The organism is Streptomyces sp. NPDC041135, from assembly GCF_055592085.1.
On sequence record NZ_JBVIYZ010000002.1, the window covers coordinates 872907 to 898182 of the forward strand.

General features: G+C 71.3%; 22 protein-coding genes and 1 pseudogene. 20 read left to right on the top strand and 3 right to left on the bottom strand.

Going from position 1 to position 25276, the window contains the following annotated elements:
* The first annotated feature begins 2 nt into the window (after positions 1 to 2).
* From ACZ6CZ_RS08100 to ACZ6CZ_RS08170, 15 genes are all read left to right on the top strand, one after another.
* The gene (locus ACZ6CZ_RS08100; RefSeq protein ID WP_469016395.1) at positions 3 to 260 is read left to right on the top strand and encodes an acyl carrier protein; all 258 of its coding nucleotides are present in this window, start codon (positions 3 to 5) and stop codon (positions 258 to 260) included.
* A complete protein-coding gene (locus ACZ6CZ_RS08105) occupies positions 257 to 1426 on the top strand; it encodes an acyl-CoA dehydrogenase family protein (RefSeq protein WP_469016397.1) in 1170 nt (389 codons plus the stop codon). Before ACZ6CZ_RS08100 ends, ACZ6CZ_RS08105 begins: the two co-directional genes overlap by 4 nt.
* Positions 1419 to 2303, top strand: a complete 885-nt coding sequence (locus ACZ6CZ_RS08110; protein WP_469016400.1) for a 4'-phosphopantetheinyl transferase family protein — start codon at positions 1419 to 1421, stop codon at positions 2301 to 2303. The genes ACZ6CZ_RS08105 and ACZ6CZ_RS08110 overlap by 8 nt, the downstream gene beginning before the upstream one ends.
* Entirely contained in the window at positions 2293 to 3309 is a 1017-nt protein-coding gene (locus tag ACZ6CZ_RS08115) for a hypothetical protein (RefSeq protein WP_469016403.1), read from the top strand. The genes ACZ6CZ_RS08110 and ACZ6CZ_RS08115 overlap by 11 nt, the downstream gene beginning before the upstream one ends.
* Positions 3310 to 3314: 5 nt before the next feature.
* Positions 3315 to 4946 carry an amino acid adenylation domain-containing protein gene (locus ACZ6CZ_RS08120; protein ID WP_469016405.1) on the top strand — a complete coding sequence of 544 codons (1632 nt, stop codon included), beginning with the start codon at positions 3315 to 3317 and terminating at the stop codon, positions 4944 to 4946.
* Between the two features lies 1 nt (position 4947).
* Positions 4948 to 5451: a flavin reductase family protein gene (locus ACZ6CZ_RS08125; protein WP_469016407.1), complete on the top strand. Its 504-nt coding sequence runs from the start codon at positions 4948 to 4950 to the stop codon at positions 5449 to 5451.
* A 178-nt stretch (positions 5452 to 5629) separates the two neighbouring features.
* On the top strand, positions 5630 to 6889 hold the full coding sequence (locus ACZ6CZ_RS08130) for a diaminobutyrate--2-oxoglutarate transaminase (RefSeq protein ID WP_469016601.1): 1260 nt from the start codon (positions 5630 to 5632) through the stop codon (positions 6887 to 6889).
* 78 nt (positions 6890 to 6967) lie between these two features.
* Positions 6968 to 7645: a LysE family translocator gene (locus ACZ6CZ_RS08135; protein ID WP_469016410.1), complete on the top strand. Its 678-nt coding sequence runs from the start codon at positions 6968 to 6970 to the stop codon at positions 7643 to 7645.
* 214 nt (positions 7646 to 7859) lie between these two features.
* Positions 7860 to 8027 carry a hypothetical protein gene (locus tag ACZ6CZ_RS08140; protein WP_469016412.1) on the top strand — a complete coding sequence of 56 codons (168 nt, stop codon included), beginning with the start codon at positions 7860 to 7862 and terminating at the stop codon, positions 8025 to 8027.
* 360 nt (positions 8028 to 8387) lie between these two features.
* Entirely contained in the window at positions 8388 to 8840 is a 453-nt protein-coding gene (locus ACZ6CZ_RS08145; RefSeq protein ID WP_469016415.1) for a hypothetical protein, read from the top strand.
* Between the two features lie 26 nt (positions 8841 to 8866).
* Positions 8867 to 9598: a hypothetical protein gene (locus tag ACZ6CZ_RS08150; protein WP_469016417.1), complete on the top strand. Its 732-nt coding sequence runs from the start codon at positions 8867 to 8869 to the stop codon at positions 9596 to 9598.
* A gap of 879 nt (positions 9599 to 10477) precedes the next feature.
* Positions 10478 to 12121, top strand: a complete 1644-nt coding sequence (locus ACZ6CZ_RS08155) for a glycoside hydrolase family 27 protein (RefSeq protein WP_469016420.1) — start codon at positions 10478 to 10480, stop codon at positions 12119 to 12121.
* 116 nt (positions 12122 to 12237) lie between these two features.
* The gene (locus ACZ6CZ_RS08160) at positions 12238 to 13758 is read left to right on the top strand and encodes an arabinofuranosidase catalytic domain-containing protein (RefSeq protein WP_469016423.1); all 1521 of its coding nucleotides are present in this window, start codon (positions 12238 to 12240) and stop codon (positions 13756 to 13758) included.
* 141 nt (positions 13759 to 13899) lie between these two features.
* Positions 13900 to 15339 (top strand): lectin, encoded by a 1440-nt coding sequence (locus tag ACZ6CZ_RS08165; RefSeq protein WP_469016603.1) that lies wholly within the window; start codon positions 13900 to 13902, stop codon positions 15337 to 15339.
* 85 nt (positions 15340 to 15424) lie between these two features.
* Positions 15425 to 17833, top strand: coding sequence for a ricin-type beta-trefoil lectin domain protein (locus ACZ6CZ_RS08170; RefSeq protein WP_469016425.1), 2409 nt, complete (start codon positions 15425 to 15427; stop codon positions 17831 to 17833).
* A 464-nt stretch (positions 17834 to 18297) separates the two neighbouring features.
* Here ACZ6CZ_RS08170 and ACZ6CZ_RS08175 read toward each other — a convergent pair whose 3' ends face one another.
* The gene (locus ACZ6CZ_RS08175) at positions 18298 to 19362 is read right to left on the bottom strand and encodes an alpha/beta hydrolase family protein (RefSeq protein WP_469016428.1); all 1065 of its coding nucleotides are present in this window, start codon (positions 19360 to 19362) and stop codon (positions 18298 to 18300) included.
* A 114-nt stretch (positions 19363 to 19476) separates the two neighbouring features.
* Here ACZ6CZ_RS08175 and ACZ6CZ_RS08180 point away from each other — a divergent pair, with 114 nt between their 5' ends.
* From ACZ6CZ_RS08180 to ACZ6CZ_RS08190, 3 genes and pseudogenes are all read left to right on the top strand, one after another.
* The gene (locus ACZ6CZ_RS08180) at positions 19477 to 20121 is read left to right on the top strand and encodes a GNAT family N-acetyltransferase (RefSeq protein ID WP_469016430.1); all 645 of its coding nucleotides are present in this window, start codon (positions 19477 to 19479) and stop codon (positions 20119 to 20121) included.
* Complete coding sequence (locus ACZ6CZ_RS08185; protein ID WP_469016433.1) at positions 20118 to 20993, top strand: PaaX family transcriptional regulator C-terminal domain-containing protein; 876 nt, start codon at positions 20118 to 20120, stop codon at positions 20991 to 20993. Before ACZ6CZ_RS08180 ends, ACZ6CZ_RS08185 begins: the two co-directional genes overlap by 4 nt.
* A 55-nt stretch (positions 20994 to 21048) precedes the next feature.
* Positions 21049 to 21577, top strand: a pseudogene (locus tag ACZ6CZ_RS08190) (PP2C family protein-serine/threonine phosphatase); the annotation flags it as partial.
* Between the two features lie 51 nt (positions 21578 to 21628).
* On the opposite strand, the gene ACZ6CZ_RS08195 reads toward ACZ6CZ_RS08190, so the two are convergent.
* On the bottom strand, positions 21629 to 22558 hold the full coding sequence (locus tag ACZ6CZ_RS08195) for an amidohydrolase family protein (RefSeq protein ID WP_469016435.1): 930 nt from the start codon (positions 22556 to 22558) through the stop codon (positions 21629 to 21631).
* Between the two features lie 144 nt (positions 22559 to 22702).
* The gene (locus tag ACZ6CZ_RS08200) at positions 22703 to 23143 is read right to left on the bottom strand and encodes an OsmC family protein (RefSeq protein ID WP_469016437.1); all 441 of its coding nucleotides are present in this window, start codon (positions 23141 to 23143) and stop codon (positions 22703 to 22705) included.
* A 154-nt stretch (positions 23144 to 23297) separates the two neighbouring features.
* Here ACZ6CZ_RS08200 and ACZ6CZ_RS08205 point away from each other — a divergent pair, with 154 nt between their 5' ends.
* Positions 23298 to 24287, top strand: coding sequence for a GlxA family transcriptional regulator (locus tag ACZ6CZ_RS08205; RefSeq protein WP_469016439.1), 990 nt, complete (start codon positions 23298 to 23300; stop codon positions 24285 to 24287).
* Positions 24288 to 24446: 159 nt separating this feature from the next.
* Positions 24447 to 25085, top strand: a complete 639-nt coding sequence (locus tag ACZ6CZ_RS08210; RefSeq protein WP_469016442.1) for an HD domain-containing protein — start codon at positions 24447 to 24449, stop codon at positions 25083 to 25085.
* Positions 25086 to 25276 lie beyond the last annotated feature (191 nt).

The following is a 25276-nucleotide window of genomic DNA, read 5'->3' on the forward strand; positions in this document are numbered from 1 at the left end:
CCATGGACCAGGCCTTCACCGACACCCTCCGTCCCCACCTGCGCTACCTCCCCACCGACCAGGAGCTGCGCCCCGAAGACCGGCTGCGCGACCTGGGGCTGAACTCCATGCAAGCCATCGACCTCGTCTTCGACCTGGAGGACAACTGCGGGGTGACCCTCCCCGACGACCAGCTCACCGACGCCAACTTCGAGACCGCCGGCACCCTGTGGGCGGCCGTGGAAAGCGCGCGCTCCGCCGCCCTGGCGGACGCCCGATGAGGGCGCTCGACCCCGCCCTGGCCGAGCGCCTGGCGCCGGTGCTCGCCGCAGTCGAGCGGCACGCGACCGCGAGTGACGAGAAGGCGGCCTTCCCCCTGGAGGGCTTGACCGCGATGCGGACCTCGGGGCTCCTCGGCCTGCTGGTCCCCGCCCGCTACGGCGGCCTGGACGGGGCCGTACCCGACCTGCTGGCCGTCTCGCAGCTGATCGCCCGCCACGACATGTCGGCCGCCATGGTGTTCGCCATGCACGGCCAGCAAGTGGCGGCGCTGGTCCGGCACGCCTCCGGGGAACTGCGCGAACGGGTGCTGCCGAAGGTGGCCCGGGGCGATCTGTATCTGGGCTCGGTGACCACCGAGGCCGGCAAGGGCGGCCACCTGCTCAGTTCACACACCGGCACCCGGCGTGAGGGCGACCTCGTCGAGCTGGACCGGATGGCACCGATCGTCACCGGTGGAGCGCACGCCGACGCCTACCTGATCACCGTCCTCGCCCCCGGCGCCACGTCCGACGGGCAGGTCTCGCTGGTCTACGCCGAACGCGGCCAGCTGGACGTGCAGGTCCTCGGCGGCTGGGACCCGATGGGCATGCGGGGCACCCACAGCGTGCCGATGCGCTTCACGGGGGCGGTGCCGCACGACCAGGTCGTCGGCGCGCACGGCGACTTCCGCCGGGTCACCGTCGACGTCTTCGCCCCGCTGGCCCACCTCGGCTGGAGTGCCTGCTGGCTGGGCACCGCGGCCGGCGCGCTCTCCCGCACCCTGCGGTTCCTGCGCAGCCCCGAGGAGCGGCGGCGCCGGGACCTCAAGAGCGAGCTGCTGCTGATCCGGCTGTCCCGTGCCCGCCAGCGCATCGACACCGTGCAGGCCATGCTGAGTCACGCCGCCGACGTCTATGGCACGCTCACCGAGCAGGAGCGCGGCGGCGCGCCGTGGCAGCTGCTGGTCAACGCCCTGAAGGTGACGGCCTCCGAGCAGTGCCCGGCCGCCGTGGAGGAACTGATCGAGCTGGTCGGCCTGCGTCACGGCTACCTGCGCAACCAGCCGCTCGCGCTGGAACGCGCCCTGCGCGACCTGCGGTCCGCCTCGCTGAACTACGGCAACGACCGACTGCACCTGGCCAACGGCTCGTTGAGCCTGCTGGACCAGGAGACCACCCTTGTCTGACACCCTGTCCACCGAGGCCGCGGCCGGTCCTGCGGCCGGTGCGCGGCCCCCGGCCGGCGCCGGCGACGCGATCCATCCGGTCGCCGGCCTGTGGTCGCCCGAGCCGGGTGCCACCGTCGTCCTGGCCCGCGTGGACCGCGTGCTGGCGGCACCCGCGGCCCTGGACCGGTTGCGGCGCGAGGAGCACCGGGCGGCCGCCGCGATGCCGCCCTGGCGGGCCCGTGAGCACCTGGCCGGCCGGGCGCTGCTGCGGATGCTCCTCGCCGTGGTGGCGGGCGAGACGGCCGCCCGTGGGCCGGTGGTCCCCGAACCGGCCGGCCGGCCCCGGCTGCCCGGCTCACCCCACCTAGGGGTGAGCATCTCCCACAGCGGGCCGTACGCGGCGGCCGCCGTCGGCGTCCGACTGGACATCGGTGTCGACGTCCAGGTACCCGCACCGCCCTCTGCCGGCATGCTGCGCCGCTGCTGCCCGCCCGAGACGGCGGCACGGCTGGCGGGCATGACGCCCGACCGGAGAGCCGACGCCTTCGCCAGGGTGTGGACCGTGCAGGAGGCGTGCGTGAAAGCGCGCGGCACCGGCCTGCCCGGCGCGCCCTGGCGGGTACGCGCCGACCCGGACGCCGCGGCCGGCTCCTGGGCGGGACTGCGCTGGCGGCGGTTGCCCCGGCCGCCCTCGGCCGGCACCGCAAGCGCCATTCTGGCCTGCGCCTCCGGCCCGGTACGGCCCCGTGCCGACGACCCGCGCGATCCCGGCCGCCGGCCCACCGAAGGGCGCCGGCCCACCGAAGGACGCCGGCCGCCCGCCGCGTCCCGCCCGCCAGGACCGCGGGCCCGCCGTGCCCACCCCCTTGTCGTGGAGGACCTTGATGCGCACTGATCCCGTCGCCCCCGCCAGCGCGGGCCTGAGCTGCTACACGGAGAACCTCGCCGGCTACCTGTCCGCCCGTACCACCGGCTCCACCGCCCTGCTGGCCCGCTCCGTGCGGCTCGCCGTGGACCCGGACACCGGTGCCTTCTCCCACCACGACCGTGCCCTGAACAACCTGGCCGGCGGGCGGCGGCTCGGCTACCGGGGCGCCCCCGACGCCGGGACGGCCCTCACCGGCATCGCCACGGAACTGGCCGAACGCGGCAGGGTCCTGGTGGTCGCCGACAGCGGCGCCCTGCCATGGCTGTCCGGCGCGGCCGACGACCACGCGCCGCACCTGGTCACGGTGGACGGCCGCACACCGGACGGCGGCTGGCACCTCACCGACGCCTTCACCGCCCTGTTCAGCAGCGGCGGCTCCCAGGACCCGTTCGCCGGGGAGCTGACCGAAGCGGAGTTCACCGCGCTGCTGGCCTTCCCCCGAGGGCTGTCGGGGGTGCACCGCACCCGTAACGCCCTGGCCTTCGGCTTCCCCGTCGCGGCGCCGCCGCACGAGACGTACCAGTGGCTGGCCGAGGAGGAGGGAACCACCGCGGAGCTGCTGCCCGGCGGCCCCTGGCTGACCGGACCCGCCGCCCTGGCGGAGAGCGCGCGGCTCCTGCTGGCCGACATGGCCGGCGACGGCTCGCGGGGCGTACTGGAGGACGTCTGGGCCGCGGCGCAGCACCACCTGTTCCGCGACGCCCACCTGCTGGCCACCGCGGGCGCCACGCTCACCCCGGAGGAACGCCAGGCCGTCGACGCCACCACCGTCAAATGGCGTGAGCTGCCCCGGATGCTGCGCTTCGCCGCCAACTCGGCGCGCCGCGGCCGTCCGAGGCCGTCCCTGGTCGGCGCCGCGTTCACCGCCCTGGCGGATCTGGAGGAGGCGTCCTCACCGGTCCGTGCGGCCCACGGCTACGGCGTGCCCACGACCCGGCAAGCCGCCCGTGCCTACGCACGGCAGGGAGCGTGATCCCCATGACGACATCCGCGCTCACCCTGTGGGACCGTTTCGCCCGTACGGCCGACCGTCATCCCGACCGGCCGGCGCTCACCGTCGCGGACACGACGCTGACCTATGCGCAGTTGCGCACCAGCGCCGAAGCGCTCGCCGTGCGGCTGTGCGCCGGCGGGCCCCGGCCCTGCCGGGTCGCCCTGCTGGCGGTGCGCACCCCCGTCACGTACGCCGCCTACCTGGCGGTTCAGCGGCTTGGGGCCGCGGTGGTGCCCCTCAACCCGGCGGCCCCACCGGGCCGCAACGAGACCGTCGTACGACAGGCCGGCGCGGCGCTGGTCCTGTGCGACGCGCACAGCGACGCGGGCCCGGCCGGAAGGGCCGTGCCGCTCGTCCAGGTCCGCCTCGACGACCTCGACGACCCCGCCGACGGTCCCGGACTCCGCCACCTCGCCGGCCCGGGCCCGCAGGACACCGCGTACATCCTGTTCACGTCGGGGTCCACCGGCCGGCCCAAGGGCGTGGTGATCCGGCACGCCAACACCCACGCCTACCTGGACCACGCCGTCGAGCGGACCGGCGCCACGGCCGGCAGCCGGCTGTCGCAGACCTTCGACCTGACCTTCGACCCGTCCGTCTTCGACATGTTCGTGGCCTGGAGCACCGGCGCCGTGCTCGTCGTCCCCACGCGGGACGAGCTGATGGACCCCGCCGGCTTCGTCGCACGGCACCGGCTGACCCACTGGTTCTCCGTACCGTCGGTGGTCTCGCTCGCCACCCGCTTGCGACGGCTGCCGCCGGAGTCGATGCCCACCCTGCGCTACGCGGCGTTCGCCGGTGAGCCCCTCACCGTGCAGCAGGCCCGGTCCTTCGCCGCGGCCGCGCCCGGTGCCCGCCTGGAGAACCTGTACGGCCCCACCGAACTGACCGTCACCTGCACCGGCTACCGCCTGCCCGCCGACCCGGCCCACTGGCCGCGGACCGCCAACGGCACCCTGCCCATCGGTACCGTCCACCCGGGCGCCGAGGCGCTGGTGGTGGACGAGCGGATGCGCGCCGCCGACGAGGGCGAACTCCTGATGCGCGGTCCGCAGCGCTTCCCCGGCTACCTGGACCCGGCGGACGCCGTGGGACGGTTCGCCGCCGGTGACCCCGGCGCGGGTCTGGTCCCCTACGACGGCGGGCCGCTGACCGACGCCCACTGGTACCGGACAGGAGACCGGGTGGCGCGGGACGGCGACGACCTGGTGCACCTGGGCCGCCTCGACAGCCAGGTCAAGATCAGCGGCTACCGTGTCGAACTCGGTGAGGTCGAGGAGGCACTGCGCTCGCGCCCCGGCGTCGCCGACGCGGTCGTGGTGGCCCGCACCGACCGCTCCGCGCCCGTCCTGCAGGCGGTCTACACCGGGGACGCCCCCGATCCGGCGCCCCTGCTCGACTCCCTGCACGAGTCGCTGCCCGCCTACATGGTTCCGCGCACCCTGCTGCGCCTGCCGGAACTGCCGCTCAGCCTCAACGGCAAGACCGACCGCGGTGCCGTCGTCGCCGCCCTGGACACGGCACGCCCGGCCGCGCCCCGCACGTCTCGCCCCGCCCCCGCGGACCGGGCCGCCGTCGGCGCCCACCGCATCTCCGCCCCGGAAGGAACCCGGTGACGTGACCGTGACCACCGCCACCCGCACCCCGCTGCTCGGCCGTGAGGAGTTCTGCACCGTCATGGCGCAACTCGCCACCGGCGTCGCCGTCATCACGACCGACAGCCCCGACGGACCCGTCGGCTGCACCGCCAGCGCGGTGCTCTCGCTGTCCACCGAGCCGCCCTCGTTGCTCGTGTCGCTCGCCAGCGGCGGCCGCACCGTGGGGCAGGCCCTCGATCACGGCGTCTTCGCCGTCAACATCCTCAGCTGGCAGCAGCGCCACCTCATCGACCGTTTCGCCCGGCTGCCGGCGGCGGAGCGCTTCCAGGGGGTGGCCCACCGCAACGAGGAGGGCTGCCCGGTGCTGGAGGGCACGGCCGCCACCGTGGTGTGCCGACTCGACCAGGCCCCGACGGCGCTCGACCACACCCTGCTCATCGGTCGTGCCCTGTGGACCGCGCACGACCCCGGCGCCCAGCCGGCGGTGCTCTACCAGCGCCACCCCCACGCCGTCGCCCGCTGAACCCGCCTGCCCCAACTCGCCGGAGCCGAGCCACGCCCCCACCCGCGCACACCGTGACCGGCCACGATCCACCGCCCCGCACGCACCCGCCCCGCACGCACCCGCCCCGCACGCACCCACCCCGCACGCATCCGCACCCGCACCCGCACGCATCCGCACCCAGGCTGACAGGATGAACATGAACGTCTTCGCCACCATCGAATCAGAGGTCCGCAGCTACAGCCGGGCCTGGCCCACCGTCTTCACCACCGGGCAAGGCGCCCTGCTGCGCGACGAGTCCGGACGGCCGTACACCGACTTCTTCGCCGGTGCAGGCGCCCTCAACTACGGGCACAACCCGCCCGAGCTGAAGGCGGCGCTGGTGGAGTATCTGTCCGGCGACGGCATCACCCACGGACTCGACATGAACACCGCCGCCAAGCGCACCTTCCTGGAGCGTTTGCGGGACCTGGTCCTCGCGCCGCGTGGCCTGGACTACCGCGTCCAGTTCCCCGGACCGGCCGGCACCAACGCGGTGGAGGCCGCACTCAAACTCGCCCGGAAGGTCACCGGACGGCACACCGTCGGCTACTTCGACCACGGCTTCCACGGCATGACCCTCGGGGCGCTGGCGGTGACCGCCAATCCGGCGAAACGCGCCGGGGCAGGCGTGCCGCTGCCCCACACCGTGCCGCTGCCCTTCGACGACGTCGCGCGGGACGAGAAGGACGCGGTGGCCGGGCTCGTCCGGTCGTTGGACGACGCGGCCGCGCACACACCGATGGCGGCCGTCGTCGTGGAGACCGTCCAGGGCGAGGGCGGAGTAAATCCGGCCCGCCCCGTCTGGCTGCGCGCGCTGGCGTCCTGGGCCCGGGACCACGGCACACTGCTCATCGTGGACGACATCCAGATGGGCTGCGGGCGCACGGGGCCGTTCTTCTCCTTCGAGTGGGCCGGAATCGTCCCCGATGTCGTCTGCCTGTCCAAGTCCATCAGCGGGTACGGGATGCCCATGGCCCTGACGCTGATGCGCCCCGAATACGACGTGTGGAAGCCCGGCGAGCACAACGGCACCTTCCGCGGCTACAACCCGGCGTTCGTCACCGCGGCCCGGACGCTGGAACTGTACTGGTCCGACGGCGCGCTGGAGGCGCGGACCGCCGCCCTCGGCGAGCGGGTGGGCAACTCCCTCGCCCGCACCGCGCACCGGTACGGACTGCCCGCCCCCCGCGGCCGGGGCCTGGCCTGGGCCCTGCCCTTCGACCGTCCGGGCGCGGCCCGCGAGGTGTGTGACGCCGCCTACCGCCGCGGTCTGCTGCTGGAGACGGCCGGACCCCACGACGAGGTGGCCAAGCTCCTGCCTCCGCTGACCGTGACCGACGAGCAGCTCGACCACGGCCTCGACACGCTCGACGAGGCCGTCGCCTCGGTGACCGGCGTGCGAACCCTGGCAGCCTGACGGCATTCGGGCGCTTCGGCTCCCGGGCCAACTGCCCCGGCGGCGTACCGGCCGACGGGCCCGATGAACGGAGAGCGCATGTCGGTCGACCTCGTCGGCTTCCTCGGCGTCGTCCTAGTGGCGTACGTCGTCCCCGGGCCGGACTTCCTCGTCGTGGTGAGGTCGGCGGCCGAGCACCCGGCGAAGGGACGCGCCGCGGCGCTCGGCGCGCAGTCCGGGCTGTGCGTGCACATGCTCCTCGCCGCGGCCGGCCTGTCGGTGATCGCCGCGCGCTCCCCCCTGGTGTACGACGCCATCAAGCTCCTGGGAGCCGTCTACCTGGTCTATCTGGGCGTGCGGGCGGTCCTGACGGCACGGCGGTCCGCGCGCGAGCGACGTCACGGCCGGGATGCGGCCACCGACCCCGAGCAGGCCCCGCGCCCCTCACCCCAGGGCGAACCCCGGGAGCCCGAACCGCACCGGTGGCGTGCCGGCTTCACCCAGGGCTTCCTCACCAACGTGCTCAACCCCAAGGCGGCCCTGTTCTTCCTCAGCATCCTGCCCCAGTTCGTCCACGGCGGCGGCTCGATGACCCGGCAGATCTTCTTCCTCGGCATCCTCGACGTCGTCATCGGCATCGTCTACTGGTTCGCCCTCGTCACCGTCGCCGCACGCCTGGGCGCCTTCCTCGCCCGTCCGAAGATCCGCCACCGCTGGGAGCTGACGACGGGCTGGCTGTTCATCGCCATCGGCATCGGCATCGGCGCGCTCACCTGATCCGGCCCTGGAGCGGCACCTTCCTGCCCGGCCGGGGCCGCCCGTTCCAACCGTTCGATCTCCTACGCCATGCCGCCGAGGGCTACGTCATCGTCTCCAAAGTGGGGCCTGTAACGACCGGGCCACAGGACCGATCGCCTTCCGAGTTTTTCCGGTGATCAACGCGACTCCTGTGTCACCATCAACCTCCGCTTGACGCAGGGGGGCTTTTCGCATGGCGGATTGGACCAAAGATCACAAAGTCGCGATCATCGTCGCTCTCATCGGGCTGGTGGGAGTGATCGCCGCTGCTCTCATCACCGGGTTGCTGAAGTCGGACACCCCTCACGTGAATCAGAAGACGGGCAGGGACGGCACCGTCTGCATCGACGCACGGTGCTAGGCGGGTGCCGACATCATGCAGTCATGGCGACGAGCGGTCCGGGGACTCGCTCTCGCGGCGCTGTGCGCCCTGGCCGTCACGTCGTGCAAGGACACGACGATCGACCAGGAGTCGGGCGGTGACGCCAACGCCTGCGTCGATGACGCCTCCTGCTCCTTCGACGACTCCTCGGGGGGTTCTTCGGGCGGCACGGTCGCCCCGCCCGGCGACGCGTCCACTCCGGCCGGCGCAGGGAGTCCGTCCGCGGGTGACGGCGGAGCCGACGCGCCGGACGGGGATTCGGCACAGGACGGCGACTTGCCGGAGGGAGGTGGAGACACGGGGGGCAGTACCGGCTCCGCCGAGGGCGTGGCCGTCCCCGTGACCGTCGCGCTGTCGGGCGGTGACCTCCCCGCCGGCCTACGGGACTCCGCGGACGGCTGCTGGATGGGGATCTGCACCGACTGGGGCGCCGAGAACCTGGTGGTGGGCGGTGCATCCTTCGACACCGGTTTCGTCATCCAGTGCGAAATCGCCTGCGACAACACCGAGAGCGGCTTCTTCCAGATCAACCTGTCCGGTACATACACAAAGCTCGATGCCACGTTCGGGATCGCCGCGGATTCTCCGGGAAGCGACAAGACGCAGACGCTGGCCGTGAAGGTGGTCGATCAGGGGACGGGGTCGGTCCTGTTCTCGAAGACGCTGGAATACGGGAAGAGCTACACCCTCAAGGGATTCGACATTTCGAAAGTCGGACTACTGCGGATCTCCTTCGACGGGCCACTCGCCGCGACTCATGGGGCGGTCGGGGCCCCGGTCGTGCGCAGGTGACGGGGAGCGGAGAAGAGGACATGCAAATGCGGAGCGGAACGGCCTGCGCGGTGGTTCTCCTGTGCCTGCTGGCGCCCGTCACCACCGCTTGCGGTGACACCAACAACATCACCCAGCGCACCGGCCGCGACGGCAAGGTGTGCGTCGACGAAGCCGCCTGTCCGGAGGGGGCGAAGGTCCCCGAGGCGCAGGGAGCCGGGAGCGGGTCCCCGTCGCCGGCGGATGACTCGCGCTCCGGCGACTCCCCGTCGAACGGTGCGGACGGCGTGGCGTCCGCGACCCCGTCCGGGCCCGGCACCTCAGAGGGAACCGCGGGCGCGTCAGGTGGCACGCAGACCCAGGTGAGCTATCTGACGGAATCGGGACCCATCGGCGGATATCACAATTCCGAACGCGAAGACGCCGTGGAACTGGGAAGCACTCCTCTGTCGCACAGCATCGTCTTCTCCCCGGGGGTCTTCGCCCAGGAATTGGAACCCCTCTCGTTCAACGTGCCGTCCGGCCTTACCACGTTCAAGGCGACGATCGGGCTGGACAAGGAAACGCTGCCCGACTATGTCGGATACATCAGCATCAAGCGCCGCGACGGCACGTCTTTGGTCGACCGCAAACTGGAGTCCGGAAAGGTGTACGGGGTGTCGGAGCCCCTGAAAGGGGCCGACCTGATCACGGTCGACGTCAGGATCCTGCACTGGGCATCGGACGCGATCAACAGCCGACCGCACATCGTGGTGGGCGACGGCAGGTTCGTCAGGTAGCGCACGCCCCCTGGCCGTCCCCGGCGCGCAACGCGCCGGGGACGGCCAGGGGGAGTCATGCGATGGCCGGACGCCGCAGAGCGGGTGGTGTGCGCCGACTGCTCTCTGAGGGACACCGCCGCTGACAGCCCGGTCGGTGGCAGATGGCGTCGGCTGAGTGAGCCGCCGGCGAGAGGTGGGTCACCCCGTGTGCTGCGGGGTGGCCCACCTCTTCGCGTCAGGTGTCGCCGCCGACCACCGCCCTGGCGCCGCCTGGGCGCCTCCGGGACTACCCGATGGAACAACTTCCACAACTCACCCGGCACCAAGCACTCAACGATCCCCATCACGGGCAGCCACCTACCCAGCCAATTGAGATGACGTCCAAAGGCGCATCACGTGGAGTGCGTGGCGATTCTGGCACTGGCCGGAAAGGGCGCCTGACCTGTGCCCCGCCTCGCGGTCGGGGGCGGGGCCCACCGGAACGCCCGCTCCGGCACCGGGCGCGGACCGACCCGCCCTCAGGGCAATGCCGTCCAAGCTCTTGAGCCCTCTCCCGTTGTGTGCCAGCCTCTTTTCAACAACAGCACACACATTTCGTTCGGAATTCCGAACACGTTCCGCCAGAGAACGACAAGCGCGTCGCGAACCCACCAGGATCGTGCGTGCCGACCGTAGAGGTGTGAGCTTGGGAGCGCTCCCACCTCGCGGGGAGGTCGCCTGGCGCCGGCAACGACGGACAGCTCACAGTGGTCCGGGAGCCGGCCGGCGGCGCCACGTCTCCCCGACGGGTACGAGCCCGGCTCCCTCGCATGCGCCGCCGTCCGGGTGCACCAACCCCCCATGCACGCCCTCGCCGGCTCCGCGCAAGGAGAAACCGTTTCCGGAGGTCCACGGACAATGCCCGCACACATTCCCCCCGCACGCAGAAGACTGCGCCACCTGGCTCGCCGATCGAGGACGTTAGCGCTCACGGCGGCCGGCGCCCTTCTCGCGTTCGCGCTTCCACTGGTCGCCGTCGGTACGGCCCAGCCCGCGGCCGCGCTGGGCAACGGCCTGGCGGTGACGCCGCAGATGGGATTCAACGACTGGAACGCCTACGGCTGCAACGTCTCCGAGGCGCTCATCAAGTCCACCGCACAGGCCATGCACACCAACGGCATGCAGGCGGCGGGCTACACGTACGTCAACATCGACGACTGCTGGATGACGCACTCCCGGGACTCCTCGGGCCGGCTGGTCCCTGATCCGGTGAAGTTCCCGGACGGCATCAAGGGCACCGCCGACTACGTCCACTCGCTCGGCCTCAAGCTGGGCATCTACGAGGACGCCGGCACCGCCACCTGCGCCGGATACCCCGGCAGTCTCGGTCACGAGAGCACCGACGCCCAGTCCTTCGCCTCCTGGGGCGTCGACTACCTGAAGTACGACAACTGCAACAACAACGGGGTGTCCGCGCAGACCCGCTACACCGCCATGCGCGACGCCCTCGCCGCGACGGGCCGGCCCATCCTGTACAGCCTGTGCAACTGGGGCCAGGACAACGTGTGGACCTGGGGCGCGGGCGTCGGCAACAGCTGGCGCACCACCGGGGACATCACCGCCAGCTTCTCCAGCATGCTCTCGATCTTCCACGCCAACGTGGGCCTGGCCTCCTACGCCGGCCCCGGCCACTGGAACGACCCGGACATGCTGGAGGTCGGCAACAGTGGCCTGACGGACACCGAGGCCCGCACGGAGTTCAGCCTGTGGGCTCAGATGGCGGCTCCGCTCATCGCCGGCACGAACCTGACCTCCGCCAGTTCCACCACGTTGTCCATCTACACCAACTCCCGCGTGATCGCCGTGGACCAGGACCCGCTGGGCAAGCAGGGGACCATGGTGTCCTCGTCGAACGGCCTGGACGTCCTGGCCAAGCCGCTCGCCAACGGCGACGTGTCGGTCGCGCTGTTCAACGAGACCGGATCGACCGCGACCATCAGCACCACCGCGGCCGCGGTCGGCAAGACCGGCGCCTCCAGCTACACGCTGACCGACCTGTGGTCCGGAGCGACGTCGACCACCTCGGGCGCGATCAGCGCATCGGTACCGGCGCACGGAACCGTCATGTACCGGGTCGCCGGTGGCAGCAGCACCGGGGGAGGGGAGGCCACGGGCGCTATGCACGCGGTGGCCGCCGGCAAGTGCCTCGACGTACCGAACTCGACCACCACCGCCGGCACACAGCTCCAGATCTGGACCTGCGGCGGCGGAACGAACCAGCGCTGGACGCACACCTCCTCCCAGCAGCTGACGGTCTACTCGGGCGGTTCGCAGATGTGCCTGGACGCGTTCGACAACCAGACCACACCCGGCACCAAGGTGGAGATCTGGCAGTGCAACGGCCAGGCCAACCAGCAGTGGAGGATCAACGCCGACGGCACCGTCACCGGAGTCCAGTCCGGACTCTGCCTGGACGTCACCGGCGCCTCCACCGCCAACGGTGCCCTGGTCGAGCTGTGGACCTGCAACGGCCAGTCCAACCAGCGGTGGACCCTGAGTTGAGCATGGCGGAACCTTCGTAGCGATCGCCGGCCGGGCTCCGAGCCCCGGAGCCCGGCCGGGCCCCGAGCCCGCGTGGACGCCGTCGTTCACCCCTCGCTCCTCCGAAGGAGGCTTTCATGCACGACAGCAGGAGTTTTCTCCTCACCGGCTTACGCCGCGCCAGACCCCTCACCGTGTTCCTGCTGGTCCTGACGATGGCAGCGGTCTTCTCCGGCGGCCGGGCCGACGCGAGCGGCCCGCCCGCGCGGACGGTGGACAGCGCGGCGGCCGCGGCGGCATCGCTGCCCTGTGACATCTACGCGGCCGGCGGTACCCCCTGCATCGCCGCGCACTCCACGACCCGGGCGCTGTTCGCCGCCTACAACGGACCGCTGTACCAGGTCCAGCGCGCCTCCGACCGCGCGTACCGCGACGTGGGTCTGCTGTCCGCCGGCGGGTACGCCGACGCGTCGGCCCAGACCTCCTTCTGCGCCGGCACCTCCTGCGTGATCACCAAGATCTACGACCAGAGCAGCCGCCACAACGACCTGCCCATCTCCTGGGGCGGCTACTGGAAGGGCCCCGGAGCCAACGGGGCCGACGTGGGCGCCGACGCCGCGGCGCTGCCCGTCACCGCCGGCGGCCACCAGGTCTTCGGTGTCAAGGTGACGCCCGGCGTTGGGTACCGGATCGACCACGCCGGCGGCGCCCCCACCGGCGCTCAGCCCGAGGGCATCTACATGGTGACCTCCTCCAACTACACCGACCAGTGGTGCTGCTTCGACTACGGCAGCGGCGAGAACACCCACACCGACACCGGCAACGCCACCATGAACGCCATCTACTGGGGCACCGCCTGCTGGTTCGGCAACTGCGTCGGCACCGGGCCCTGGGTCGAGGCCGACCTGGAGAACGGCATGTTCCACACCGGGAGCGGCTCCAACAAGGACCCCGACAACCAGGGCGTCCACTACCCGTTCGTCAGTGCCTGGGAGAAGAACAACGGAACGAGCAACTTCACACTGAAATACGGAGACGCCACCAGAGGCGGACTGACCACCACCTACTCCGGGGGGCTACCGAGCGGGTATTCGCCCATGAAGACGGACAGTTCCCTGCTGCTGGGCACGGGTGGTGACAACAGCGTGTCCGGGCAGGGGGAGTTCTTCGAGGGCGCCATCACCGCGGGCTTCCCGTCGGACGCCACCGAGAACGCGGTGCAGGCCGCCATCACCGCGGCCGCCTACGGCGGCGGTTCCACCGGAGGGGGCCAGGCCACCGCGCTGCGCAACAGCAACGCCAACCGCTGCCTGGACGTACCCGACCTCAGCCGGACCAACGGCACCCAGACCAAGCTGTGGGACTGCAACGGGGGCGCCAACCAGCAGTGGACGCCGACCAGCGCCAAGGAACTTCGCGTCTACGGCGACAAGTGCCTGGACGACGAGGCCGGCGGCACAGCGAACGGTACCCGGGCGATCATCTGGGACTGCAACGGCGGCAGCAACCAGCAGTGGAACCTCAACTCCGACGGCAGCATCACCAGCGTCAGGTCCGGCCTGTGCCTGGACGCCAGCGGCTACGGCACAGCCAACGGCACCCTGGTCCAGCTGTGGCAGTGCACCGGCGCCGGCAACCAGAAGTGGACCCGCGGCTGATCACCGGCCCGGGCCTCTCCGTCCCCTTCGGCCCCCATGTCTGCGAGGAACAGGTCAATGCATCTGCATCCGTCATCCGTTTCCCCCCGGAGTGCTGCGGCGAGACGACGCCGCTTCCCGATGGCCGCCGTCGCATGTGTGATGGCGCTGCTGGCCACGGCGCTGGCGACCGCGCTGACATGGCCGGTGCCGGCGTCAGCGGCAGCCCTGCCGCTGGTGAGTTCGGCATCGGGACGGTGTCTCGACGTCAAGGGCAACGTCGACACGGCGGGCACCGCCCTTGAGATCTGGGACTGCAACGGCCAGGCGAACCAGGCGTTCGAGTTCACCTCGTCCGGCGAGCTGAGGACCATGGGCGGCACCCGCTGCGTTGACGCCTACAACGCCCAGACCACGCCCGGGACCCAGGTGATCATCTGGACCTGCAACGGCCAGTCCAACCAGCAGTGGCGGCACAACTCCGACGGGTCCGTCACGGCGGTGCAGTCGGGGCTGTGCCTGGACGTCAACCGGGCCGCCACCGCGAACGGGACCGCAGTCGTCCTGTGGACCTGCAACGGCCAGAGCAACCAGAAGTGGAGCATGTCGTCGCCGACGACACCCCCGCCCCCGGGTGGCTCGCATTCCTGCGACATCTACGCCGCGGGCGGTACGCCCTGTGTGGCCGCGCACAGTACGGTCCGCGCGCTCTACGGCTCCTACAACGGCAACCTGTACCAGGTCAGGCGCTCGTCGGACAACGCGACCAGGGACATCGGAGTGCTCACGGCCGGCGGCTACGCCAACGCGGCGGCACAGGACTCGTTCTGTTCGAGCACGTCGTGCGTGATCACCGTGGTCTACGACCAGTCGGGGCACGGCAACGACCTGTGGTACCAGGGCTCGGCACAGGTTCCCGGATCGAGTCAGAGCAGTCCGGCGAAGGCGACCTCGGAGTCGCTGACCGCCGGCGGCACCAAGGCCTACTCGCTGTACATCAACCCGGGCAACAGCTACTGGCGGGACGGCCATCTGACCGGTGTGCCGACCGGCAGCGCACCCGAGGGCGCGTACATGGTCACGAGCGGCACCCATGTGAACAACGGCTGCTGCTTCGACTACGGCAACAGTGAGACGACCCGCAGCGCCGACGCCGCCGGTGCCATGGACGCGATCAACTTCGGCACCGAGTGCTGGTTCGGCGGCTGCTCGGGCGGCGGACCGTGGGTCCAGGCGGACCTCGAGTGGGGCCTGTACTCCGGTGGCAGTCAGTCCTGGAACACCGGCCAGCGCGCCTTCACCAGCAAGTTCGTCACCGCGATGCTGAAGAACAACGGCACGTCGAGATTCGCCCTCAAGGGCGGCAACGCACAGTCCGGCGGCCTCACCACCGTGTGGGACGGAGGACTGCCCAGCGGCTACAGCCCGATGAAGAAGCAAGGAGCCATCGTGCTGGGAAGCGGTGGCGACTGCTGCAAGCCCGGCGGCGGCGCCAACCTGAGCGCCGGCACCTTCTACGAAGGGGCCGTCGTCTCGGGATACCCGTCCGACGCGACGGACAACGCTGTGCAGTCCGACATCACCGCTGCCGGTTACCGCTGACGCCGGACCACATCCACGGAAACCCCGCGAGGGCGGCGGCTCCCGCCGGTAAGACACCCCAGCCACCCCCCGAAAGGAAACCAACGTGTCAGCACTCAGCCGGTTGCTCCGGCGGTTACGAACGTCGACGGCCGTGCTCATCGGCCTCGTCCTGGCCGCGGGCGGCATGGTCGTCGGCGTCGCCGAGCCGGCCCAGGCAGCCACCTCGATCACGATCAACGGTTCCTCCGGAGGCCGTACGTTCGACGGCGTGGGCGCGATCAGCGGCGGCGGTGGCAACAGCAGGCTCCTGATCGACTATCCCGAGCCCCAGCGGGGCCAGATCCTGGACTACCTCTTCCGGCCCGGCTACGGCGCCTCCCTGCAGATCCTCAAGGCCGAGATCGGCGGTGACACCAACTCCACCTCGGGGGCCGAGCCCAGTCACGAGCACACGAGAACGGATCTCAACTGCAACCGCGGGTACGAGTGGTGGCTGATGGAGCAGGCCAAGGCCCGCAACCCGAACATCAAGCTGTACGGCCTCGCCTGGGGCGCGCCCGGCTGGATCGGCAACGGCAACTTCTGGTCCACCGACATGATCAACTACCTGGTCTCCTGGCTGGGCTGCGCCAAGCAGCACGGGCTGACCATCGACTACCTGGGCGGATGGAACGAGCGCGGCTACAACATCTCCTGGTACGAGCAACTGCGCAGCGCGCTCAACTCCACCGGCCACGGCAGCGTCAAGATCGTCGCGGCCGACTCCGACTGGACCGTCGCCAACGACGTGAACTCCAACCCGGCCTTCGCCTCCTCGGTCGACATCATCGGCACCCACTACCCCTGCGGGTACCGGTCCGCGCAGTCCGACTGCGGCGTGCCGTCGTCCGCCACGTCGTCCGGCAAGCAGCTGTGGGCCAGCGAGAACGGCTCCGACGACTACAACGCCGGAGCCAACGCGATGGCCCGCGGTATCAACCGCGGTTACATCGACGGCAGGATGACCGCGTACCTCAACTGGCCGGTGGTCGCCGCGATCACGCCGAACCTCCCGTACCCCACCATGGGTCTCGCGCTCACCCCGCAGCCGTGGTCCGGCTACTACGCGATCGGCAAGAACACCTGGGTGACGGCCCAGACCAGCCAGTTCACCGCCCCGGGCTGGCAGTACCTCGACTCCTCCAGCGGCTACATCGGCGGCAGCCGCGGCAACGGCAGCTACGTCTCGCTGAAGTCCACGAACAAGTCCGACTACTCCACGGTCATCGAGACCATGGACGCGAGCAGCGCCCAGACGCTGAACTTCAACGTCACGGGTGGACTGTCCACCGGCACCGTCCACGTGTGGTCGACCAACGTCAACTCCAGCAATCCGGCCGACTACTTCGTGCACTCCGCGGACATCACCCCGTCCAACGGCGGCTTCAGCCTGACCGTGCAGCCCGGCCGTGTCTACACGATCACCACCACCGCCGGCCAGGGCAAGGGCACCGCCGCCGGCCCGGCCCAGAGCGCGATGAGCCTGCCCTACAGCGACGGCTTCGACGGTTACACCACCGGCGCCGAGGCGAAGTACCTCATGGACTGGCAGGGTGCCTTCGAGGTCGCGGCGTGCGGCGGCGGCCGCAGCGGCAAGTGCGTACGGCAGATGAGCGCACAGGCACCCATCACCTGGGACCCGCTCACCGATCCCCACAGCATGCTCGGCAGCCTGGGCTGGAGCAACTACACCGTCTCCTCCGACGTACTGCTCGAGAAGTCGGGATACGCCGAACTGCTCGGCCGCGCGAACACCCAGAGCTACAGCGGGGCGGCGGGCCTCAACGCCTACCACCTGCGGGTGAGCGACACCGGAGCCTGGTCGCTCCTCCGCTCCGACACCGGCGGCGGCGTGACCACGCTGGCACACGGAACGACCGCGGCGATCGGTACCGGCACCTGGCACACCCTGTCGCTCGCCTTCTCCGGCAGCGCCATCACCGCCTCGATCGACGGTGCCACGGTGGGTTCGGCCAACGACTCAGGCTACGCGGCCGGACAGGTCGGCTACGCGACCAGCCAGGGCGAGACGGCGCAGTTCGACAACCTGTCCATCACCCCCGGCCCGGGCGGACCGGGCGGCGGGACGAGCGGCCCGATCACCGGCGTCGGCTCCGGCCGCTGCGTGGACGTGCCCAACCAGTCCCAGACCAACGGAACCCAGGTGGAGCTGTGGGACTGCAACGGCGGCAGCAACCAGCAGTGGACCAGCACCGCGGCCGGTGAGCTGCGGGTCTACGGCGGCGACTGCCTGGACGCGGCAGGGCAGGGCACCAGCCCCGGCACCAAGGTGGACATCTACACCTGCAACGGCGGCGGCAACCAGAAGTGGACGCTCAACGCCGACGGCACCATCACCGGCAACCAGTCCGGCCTGTGTCTGGACGCCACCGGCAACGGAACCGCCAACGGCACCCTGCTGGAGCTGTGGACCTGCAACGGCGGTAGCAACCAGCAGTGGACCCGCTCCTGATCCCAGCCGGCGCCGGCCGCTGTGACTCGCCCCTGAATGTCAGCGCTGCCCCCTCGGTGGGATTCCGGATGCCGCCGGGGCAGCGGGGAGGGGCTCCGCAGCGGTCTGACGCGCGGCGAAGGTGTCATGGGTGGGGACCCGTAGTATCAGCAACGGTGGACGAACGTGAGGGGCCGGGGGTGTCGTCGGCGCCCCGCGGCGGTGCGCAGATGTCTGATCCGTACGGTGACCGGTTCCTGTTGACCTCTGCAAGGCTACGAGACGGCAGGCGGTGTCGATGGCGGCGTCGGCGGCTTGCTCGGTCATGTTCCGTTGGCGGGGCGGGTCACTGGGCTTCTCCCTCGCGGTGGGTGCTGCCACTGGTGCGGTGGTGGCGGAGCAATTGGTGTCGGCGTTCGCTTCGAAGTGCACCGGGCGGTACAGGCGAACGTGCACCGCGCGCAGTGGCCGGCCTTACGGGAGCGTCATGGAGTGGCGTTGCCGCCTTGGCCGAGACTCTCAAGAAACCGCCGTTGGTCGTCCAGGTATCCGTCCGCGAAGAGCGAACGGGGGAAGAAGAGCGCGGTGAGCGTGGTCTTGAGGTCGGACCGCTCGATGGACTGTTTGAGCAGTGAGTGGGCCGCGTCCGGGTATCGCTTGACCGTCAATGCACCGCCTCCGTCCAGCGCGCTGCGGTAGCCGCGCTCCGTGTCGGCGGTGTCCACGTTGATGTCGTGGCCTGCGAGGGTGAGCAATACGGGTACTCCGCGCAGAGCGCGGAGATCCTGCGTGGCGTCCGCGGTGTAGTTCTTGGAGATGAAGCCCCAGCGGTCGGCGGTCATGCCGTCCGCGTCGCCGCCCATCGCCCTGACGTACTCCTCGAAGGTCGCGTCGTGTTCCAGCAGCCGGCGGGTCGTCTCGCTCCTGGCGATCTCCGCTTCGGTGCGGGCCGCCGACGCGCCGTCTGCGCGCAGCTCGGCGAGAAGGTTGTAGCGGCCCTGCCGGAGCCAGTTGATCGCAGGCGAGACGACGATGACGAAGCTCACGGGCGTCTTGGCGGCGATCTTCGGTACGACCCAGCCCGCCTGACTGGCGCCCCAGAGCCCGATCCGGTCGCCATCGATGTCCGGGCGGGCGCGCGCCCAGGCGATGGCGGCGGCGGCCTCGTCGGCTCGGTCGTCCATGGACTGGTCGAGCCAGTCGCCGGGTGCGCCCGCGACTCCGGGCTTGTCCCAGGACAGGGAGGCGTACCCGGCCTTGGCGTTCGCTTCCCACATGGGCTTGTAACCGTCGTCGTGGGTGGCGCTGACGGGACCGTCGCCGTGAACGTACACGACCAGGCCGTGCTGCTGGCGGCCGTCCCTGGGAGTGGCGAGTACTCCGTTGAGGGTGTGGCCGCCGTGGCGTATCGACACCCGTTCCTCCTCCATGTCGTAGGTGTTCTGCCACAGCACCACGCCGACGAGACCAGCGGCCACGACCAGGACCGGGATGAGGGACCACACGGCGATGCGGAGCCTGCGCCGTCGGGGCTGGATCTTTGCGCACATGAGATCTGACCGCCTCTGTTCGATTGACTCGACAGCAAACTATCACTGTTGAAACGACCGTTCATCGAGTGATAGTTTTGAGGGGAGGTTACAGCCACAAGAGGGGGACATCGCATGGGATCCGACGCGACGGATACCGGCACCGGGCCGGTGACAGTCCGGCGCGGGATACCGGAAGGAGCCGAGCGGCGGGCGGCCGAGCTGTATTGGGACGCCTTCGGCCGCAAACTCGGCCCCGCCCTGAACCCGCCGGACAAGGCGGTGTCCTTCCTCACCGCCCACCTGAACTCCGACCGCGCGGTGTGCGCGTTCCTCGACGGGCAGCTCGTCGGCCTCGCCGGCTACCAGCTCGGCGGGCGGGCCCTCACCGAGGGCTCGGCTGCCGCCGTGCTGCGCGCGTACGGGCACCTGCGGGGACTGCACCGACTCTTGCTCCTCGCCCTGTTCGTACGCCACCCGGCCCCCGGGCAGCTCGTCATGGACGGCATCGCCGTGGACCCCGGCATACGTGGCCGCGGCGTCGGGAGCCTGCTCATCGAAGAAGTGGCCGCAGTCGCGGCTGAGCAGGACTGCCGGGAGATCCGACTGGACGTGATCGACACCAACCCGCGCGCCAGGGCCCTGTACGAGCGGCGCGGCTTCACGGCCGTACGGATCGAGCACACGCCCTGGCTTCGCGGGCTCATGGGCTTCGGCGCGGTGACCACCATGCACCGCCCCGTCGGGGCGAACGGGCCGAGAGGACTGAGCACACCATGACCGAACACATCGAGATCCCCACCCGCATGCTCGTCCACGCGCTGATCCGCGAGGACGGCACCGTCCGCGCGGACGAGCTCTACACCGTCGCCAACACCCTGGGCATGAGTGACCAGCAGGTGCGGCTGTGCGTCAAACGCCTCGTGGCCGAAGGCCGGTTCACCCACGAGGGCCGAGGTCGCAAGGCTGAGCTGCACGCCACCGCGGACACCATGCGTGCCCTCACCCCCAACGCGGACTTCCTGCGGCACGCGTTCCAGCAGGACGCCGGGCTCGCGCCCTGGGACGGGGTCTGGCACCTGGCCGCCTTCGCGGTGCCCGAATCGGCGCGCACGGCCCGGGACTCCCTACGCGAGACCCTCGTCCACCTCGGCGGTGCCCCGTTGCAGGGCGGACTGTACGTCTGCGCCAACTCTTGGGAACCGTACGTCGAAGAAGCGGCCCGCCGTCTAGGCGCCCATGACGCGCTCACCCTCCTCACCACGACGGACCTGCGAAGGGGGGCCACCCAGGAGCCTGCCGAACTCGCCCGCCATCTGTGGCCCCTGCAGGAGATCGCCGAGCGCTACCACCGCCTCAGCCGCCTCGCCCACCCCCGCCTCGCCCGACTCACCGGCCCTGACCGGCTCTCCCCCTCCGCACTCCTCACCATCGCGGTCGAACTAGCCGCCGAACTCACTCGCGCCATGGAACCCGACCCACTCCTGCCGCCTCAACTCCTGCCCCAGCCATGGCCCGGCACCCAGACCCGGGCCCTCATCGCCCGGTGCTGGTCCGCCCTGCACCACCGAGAACACGGCGACGCCCGCCCGGTCCTCTTCCGCCTCTACGCCGACATCACCCGAGAGGCAGCAGACGGTGCCGCGCACTGAAAGTGGGTGAGGCACCGCGCGAGCGCCCTTCCGCGCAGACGGGCATCGTTGGAGGGCGACCGGCATGGCGCAGGTGGGCAACATGCTCGGGGCCTCCCGCCTGGTGGCAGCAGGAGCCGCCGAGCCGCATCGTGGAGCGCCCGGACGCGGCGATCCAGCACATCACCGACGTCTCCGACGTCTCGATGGCCATCCTGATCTACGGTCGTCGCCAGCAGGCGGACGACGGCGCCTGGCGGCTGTCCTGGACGAATGCCGGCCATCCGCCGCCCCTGCTGGTCAGCCGCGACGGAGTGACCACGTACCTGACCGACGGCCACGGCATCCTGCTGGGCACGGGCGTGGGCAAGGGCCGCCCCGACGCCACGGTGGCCCTCCCGCCCGGCTCGACCCTGATCCTCTACACCGACGGCCTCATCGAGGCACCGGGCCGCACCCTGGACACCGGCATGCAGTCGCACCGCAAACACGCCGCGGCCCTGATCCACCGCTCCCTGCCCGCCTTCACCGGCCACCTCCTGCGCCGCGTGCGCCCCACCCACAACGACGACGACGTGGCCCTGCTGGCCCTGCGCACGCCGTGAGCGGGCGGAGGCGGGCGCGTCACGGCGGCGGTCCGCCGGGCACCCGGTGCTTCAGCAGCCGAACAGCCGTGCACCGTTGTCGTGGCACACCGCGCTGAGCCAGGTGTCTCCCAGATCCAGGCGTTCCAGTGCCTCGAGCTGGTGGAGGTAGGGGTAGGGGATGTTGGGGAAGTCCGTGCCGAGCAGGACGCGGTCGGCGAGGTCCGTGAGCCGGGGCAGGGCGCGGTGGGGGAACGGGGCCATCCGCTCGGCGAAGTCGGTGAACGCCATCGTCGTATCCAGCCGCACCTCCTCGTACCGCTCGGCCAGGCCGAGGAAGTCCTCGTACTCGGGCATCCCCATGTGCGCCACGATCAGGCGCAGCCGCGGGTGGCGGGCCAGGACGCGGGCGATCGGCTCGGGGCCGGTGTGCTTGCCGGGGGCCGGTCCGGAGCCGCAGTGGATCACTACCGGGATCCCGGCCTCGGCCAGCAGGCCCCAGGCGCCGTCGAGGAGGTCGTCGGCCGGGTCGTAGGCGCCCACCTGCACGTGGGCCTTGAACACCCGGGCGCCCGCCTCCACGGCCTCGCCGACGTACGCCCGCACATCCGGCTCGGGGAACAGGGTCGCGGTGTGCAGGCAGCCGGGGGTGCGGCGGGCGAAGTCGACGGCCCACTCGTTCAGCCAGCGGGCCATGCCGGGCTTGTGCGGGTAGAGCATCGCCGTGAAGGCGCGGACGCCGAAGTCCCGCAGCAGTGCCGCCCGTTGCTCCTCCTCCGCCCGGTAGGTGATCGGCCACTCGATGCCGCCGGTCAGCGGGCCGAGCGCGTCGAAGTAGTCCCAGACCTTGCGCAGGACGCGTTCGGGCATGAAGTGCGTGTGCACGTCGACCAGGCCGGGCAGTCCGAGCCGGGTCCAGAAGCGGCGCACCTCGGGGGCTTCGGGGGTGCCGGGCCCAGGGGGACCGGCCTGGTCGGCGGGGGCGCTGCGGTGATCGCTCATGGCGTCCACGATCGGCCGGGGGGAGGGGGCGGGTCCAGTCCCCGGCCGTGCGGGGCGGGTGAGGGATCCGTCACCCGCCCGCGGCGACCGGGGTGAGGGTGGCAGGGGGTCAGGCCGCACGGCCGGTGTCCGGGTCGCAGGGGTTCAGGCCTCCTCGATCTCCGAGGCGACCGGGGTGCCCGTCTCCACCGTGCGGCTGACCGTGCACAGCCGGTCGTGGGAACTCTTCACCGCCCTCGGCAGGATCGCCCGGGCCCGCTCGGCGCCCTCGCCGTCCGGGAAGGAGACCTGGAAGGAGACCCGCAGGTCGGTGAGCCGGTTACCCAGCTCGTCGGTGATCTTGTGGCCGGTCACCGTCACGCGGAACGCGTCCGGCTCGGCGTGCCGGCCGGTGGCGACGTCCACGTCCACCGCCGTGCAGCCCCCGAGCGCGGCGAGCAGCAGTTCGACCGGGGTGAACTCGGTGTCCGCGTCCGGACCCGCGGCGGTGCCGAAGGCGATCGTGCCGCCACGGGCGTTCGTCGCGACGAAGTGGCCGGTGCTGGTGCGCTCGACCGTGACGGAGCGCAGGGAGGTGTCGGTCATGCCGAGACAGTAACGCTCACCGGGCTGTCACCGCCGTCGGCGATCACCGCCCCGGGCCATCCTCACCCCGGCGCTCCCCGCCCGTCGGTGGGCTTCGGTGACAGGGAGGAGGATGTGAGGTGAGGCAGCGAGCGGACGACACCGGGGTGAGCACATGACGGCCAGGGCACACAGCGTCGGCGTACTGGCGTTCGACGGCATGAAGATGCTGGACCTCACCGGGCCCGCGGAGGTCTTCAGCGAGGCCAACCGGTACGGCGCCGACTACCGTCTGACTATCGTCTCGCTCGGCGGGAAGCCCGTGTCCTCCTCGATCGGCATGCGCGTTCCGGTCGACGCCGACGTGGCCGACGCGCCCGCCTTCGACACCCTCCTCGTGGTAGGAGGTGACCGGCTGCCCGAGGAGCCCATCGAGCCCGATCTCACCGCGGCCACCGCCGCACTCGCCTCCCGGGCCGGCCGGGTCGCGGCCATCTGTACCGGCGCCTTCCTGCTGGGGGCCGCGGGCCTGATCGACGGCAGGCGCGCCACGACGCACTGGCAGCACACGGCGCTGCTGGCCCGCCGCCACCCCCGGGCCCGCGTCGAACCGGACGCGATCTTCGTCAAGGACGGCTCCACCTACACCTCCGCCGGCGTCACCGCGGGCATCGACCTCGCCCTGGCCCTCCTGGAGGAGGACCACGGGCCGGACCTCACCCGCCGCGTCGCCCGGTCGCTGGTGGTCTACATGCAACGCCCCGGCGGTCAGTCCCAGTTCTCGCCCTCGCTGCAGGGACCGGCCCCGCGCACGCCCGTCCTGCGGCTCGTCCAGGACGCCGTGCAGGCGGACCCGACGGGGGAGCACAGCCTGGACAGCCTCGCCGCGGCCGTCCGGGTCAGCCCGCGGCACCTGACCCGCATGTTCCGCACGGAACTCGGCACCACCCCCATGAAGTACGTCGAACTGCTCCGCTTCGACATCGCCAAGGCCCTGCTGGACTCCGGCCACAACGCCACCGAGGCCGCCGCCCGGGCGGGCTTCCCCAGCTACGAGAGCTTGCGCCGGGCCTTCGCCCGCCACCTGGGCATCTCCCCGACCAAGTACCAGCACCGCTTCGCGACGACCGGCACGGGCTCCCGCACACCCGCTCCACCGCCGTGACCGGCGTGTCGCGGACCGAGGCCGACGGTCGCGCACCGGCCGGCGGCCATGGCCGTTTCGGTGGGCTTCCTGGCCGTCGCGGCGCGGCCCCGGGGCGGTCGGTGAGGGGAGGGTGGAGGCACCGAAGACAGCCGTTCAGCACCCCCTGAGGAGAGCGTCATGAGCGAAAAGATCGCCGGTGTGGCCGTTCCGGACAGCGCGCTGGCGCAGTCCGCGACCGAACTCGTCCGGGAGACGACCCCGCCCCTGATCTTCCACCACTCCCGCCGCGTGTACCTGTTCGGCAGCCTCCAGGCGCAGGCGCTGGGCGTCGCCCCGGACCCCGAACTGCTCTACGTGGCCGCGCTGTTCCACGACACCGGTCTGGTGCCCCCGTACCGCAGCGACGACCAGCGCTTCGAGATGGACGGCGCCGACCAGGCCCGCGCGTTCCTGCTGGGCCACGGGTACTCCGAGGGCGACGCCGACACCGTGTGGACGGCCGTCGCCCTGCACACCACGCCGGAGGTGCCCTACAAGCTGGCCCCCGAGATCGCCGCCACCACGGCGGGCGTGGAGACCGACGTGCTCGGCCTGCACCTGGGCAGGATCACGCAGGCCCAGATCGACGAGGTCACCGCGGCCCACCCCCGTCCCGACTTCAAGCGGCAGATCCTCCAGGCGTTCACCGACGGGTTCAAGCACCGCCCGGACACCACCTTCGGCACGGTGAACGCCGACGTCCTGGAGCACTTCGTCCCGGGCTTCCGCCGCACCGACTTCGTCGACGTCATCCAGAACTCCGCCTGGCCCGAGTGAGCTGTCCCGTTCAGGGCGACGTGGTCCAGCGGGGCGCCCTCCGCGTCCGGGCCTCGTCCCACGCGGCCAGGCTGCGGCGCTGCAGGACACCCGCCGCGATCGCGTACGCGGCCGCCGCACCCCCTGGACGGTGAGGGCGCCGAGCACGGCCCAGCCCAGCGCCCGGCTGCGGACCTGGTCGGCACCGAGGC

Excerpts from the sequence above, each read along its gene's own strand:
- ACZ6CZ_RS08150 (WP_469016417.1), top strand. The coding sequence starts at position 8,867 with ATGCGGAGCGGAACGGCCTGCGCGGTGGTTCTCCTGTGCCTGCTGGCG.
- ACZ6CZ_RS08135 (WP_469016410.1), top strand. The coding sequence starts at position 6,968 with ATGTCGGTCGACCTCGTCGGCTTCCTCGGCGTCGTCCTAGTGGCGTAC.
- ACZ6CZ_RS08175 (WP_469016428.1), bottom strand. The coding sequence starts at position 19,362 with ATGTGCGCAAAGATCCAGCCCCGACGGCGCAGGCTCCGCATCGCCGTG.
- ACZ6CZ_RS08160 (WP_469016423.1), top strand. The coding sequence starts at position 12,238 with ATGCACGACAGCAGGAGTTTTCTCCTCACCGGCTTACGCCGCGCCAGA.
- ACZ6CZ_RS08205 (WP_469016439.1), top strand. The coding sequence starts at position 23,298 with ATGACGGCCAGGGCACACAGCGTCGGCGTACTGGCGTTCGACGGCATG.
- ACZ6CZ_RS08155 (WP_469016420.1), top strand. The coding sequence starts at position 10,478 with ATGCCCGCACACATTCCCCCCGCACGCAGAAGACTGCGCCACCTGGCT.
- ACZ6CZ_RS08130 (WP_469016601.1), top strand. The coding sequence starts at position 5,630 with ATGAACGTCTTCGCCACCATCGAATCAGAGGTCCGCAGCTACAGCCGG.
- ACZ6CZ_RS08210 (WP_469016442.1), top strand. The coding sequence starts at position 24,447 with ATGAGCGAAAAGATCGCCGGTGTGGCCGTTCCGGACAGCGCGCTGGCG.
- ACZ6CZ_RS08200 (WP_469016437.1), bottom strand. The coding sequence starts at position 23,143 with ATGACCGACACCTCCCTGCGCTCCGTCACGGTCGAGCGCACCAGCACC.
- ACZ6CZ_RS08180 (WP_469016430.1), top strand. The coding sequence starts at position 19,477 with ATGGGATCCGACGCGACGGATACCGGCACCGGGCCGGTGACAGTCCGG.
- ACZ6CZ_RS08165 (WP_469016603.1), top strand. The coding sequence starts at position 13,900 with ATGGCGCTGCTGGCCACGGCGCTGGCGACCGCGCTGACATGGCCGGTG.
- ACZ6CZ_RS08185 (WP_469016433.1), top strand. The coding sequence starts at position 20,118 with ATGACCGAACACATCGAGATCCCCACCCGCATGCTCGTCCACGCGCTG.
- ACZ6CZ_RS08195 (WP_469016435.1), bottom strand. The coding sequence starts at position 22,558 with ATGAGCGATCACCGCAGCGCCCCCGCCGACCAGGCCGGTCCCCCTGGG.
- ACZ6CZ_RS08115 (WP_469016403.1), top strand. The coding sequence starts at position 2,293 with ATGCGCACTGATCCCGTCGCCCCCGCCAGCGCGGGCCTGAGCTGCTAC.
- ACZ6CZ_RS08120 (WP_469016405.1), top strand. The coding sequence starts at position 3,315 with ATGACGACATCCGCGCTCACCCTGTGGGACCGTTTCGCCCGTACGGCC.
- ACZ6CZ_RS08105 (WP_469016397.1), top strand. The coding sequence starts at position 257 with ATGAGGGCGCTCGACCCCGCCCTGGCCGAGCGCCTGGCGCCGGTGCTC.
- ACZ6CZ_RS08100 (WP_469016395.1), top strand. The coding sequence starts at position 3 with ATGGACCAGGCCTTCACCGACACCCTCCGTCCCCACCTGCGCTACCTC.
- ACZ6CZ_RS08140 (WP_469016412.1), top strand. The coding sequence starts at position 7,860 with ATGGCGGATTGGACCAAAGATCACAAAGTCGCGATCATCGTCGCTCTC.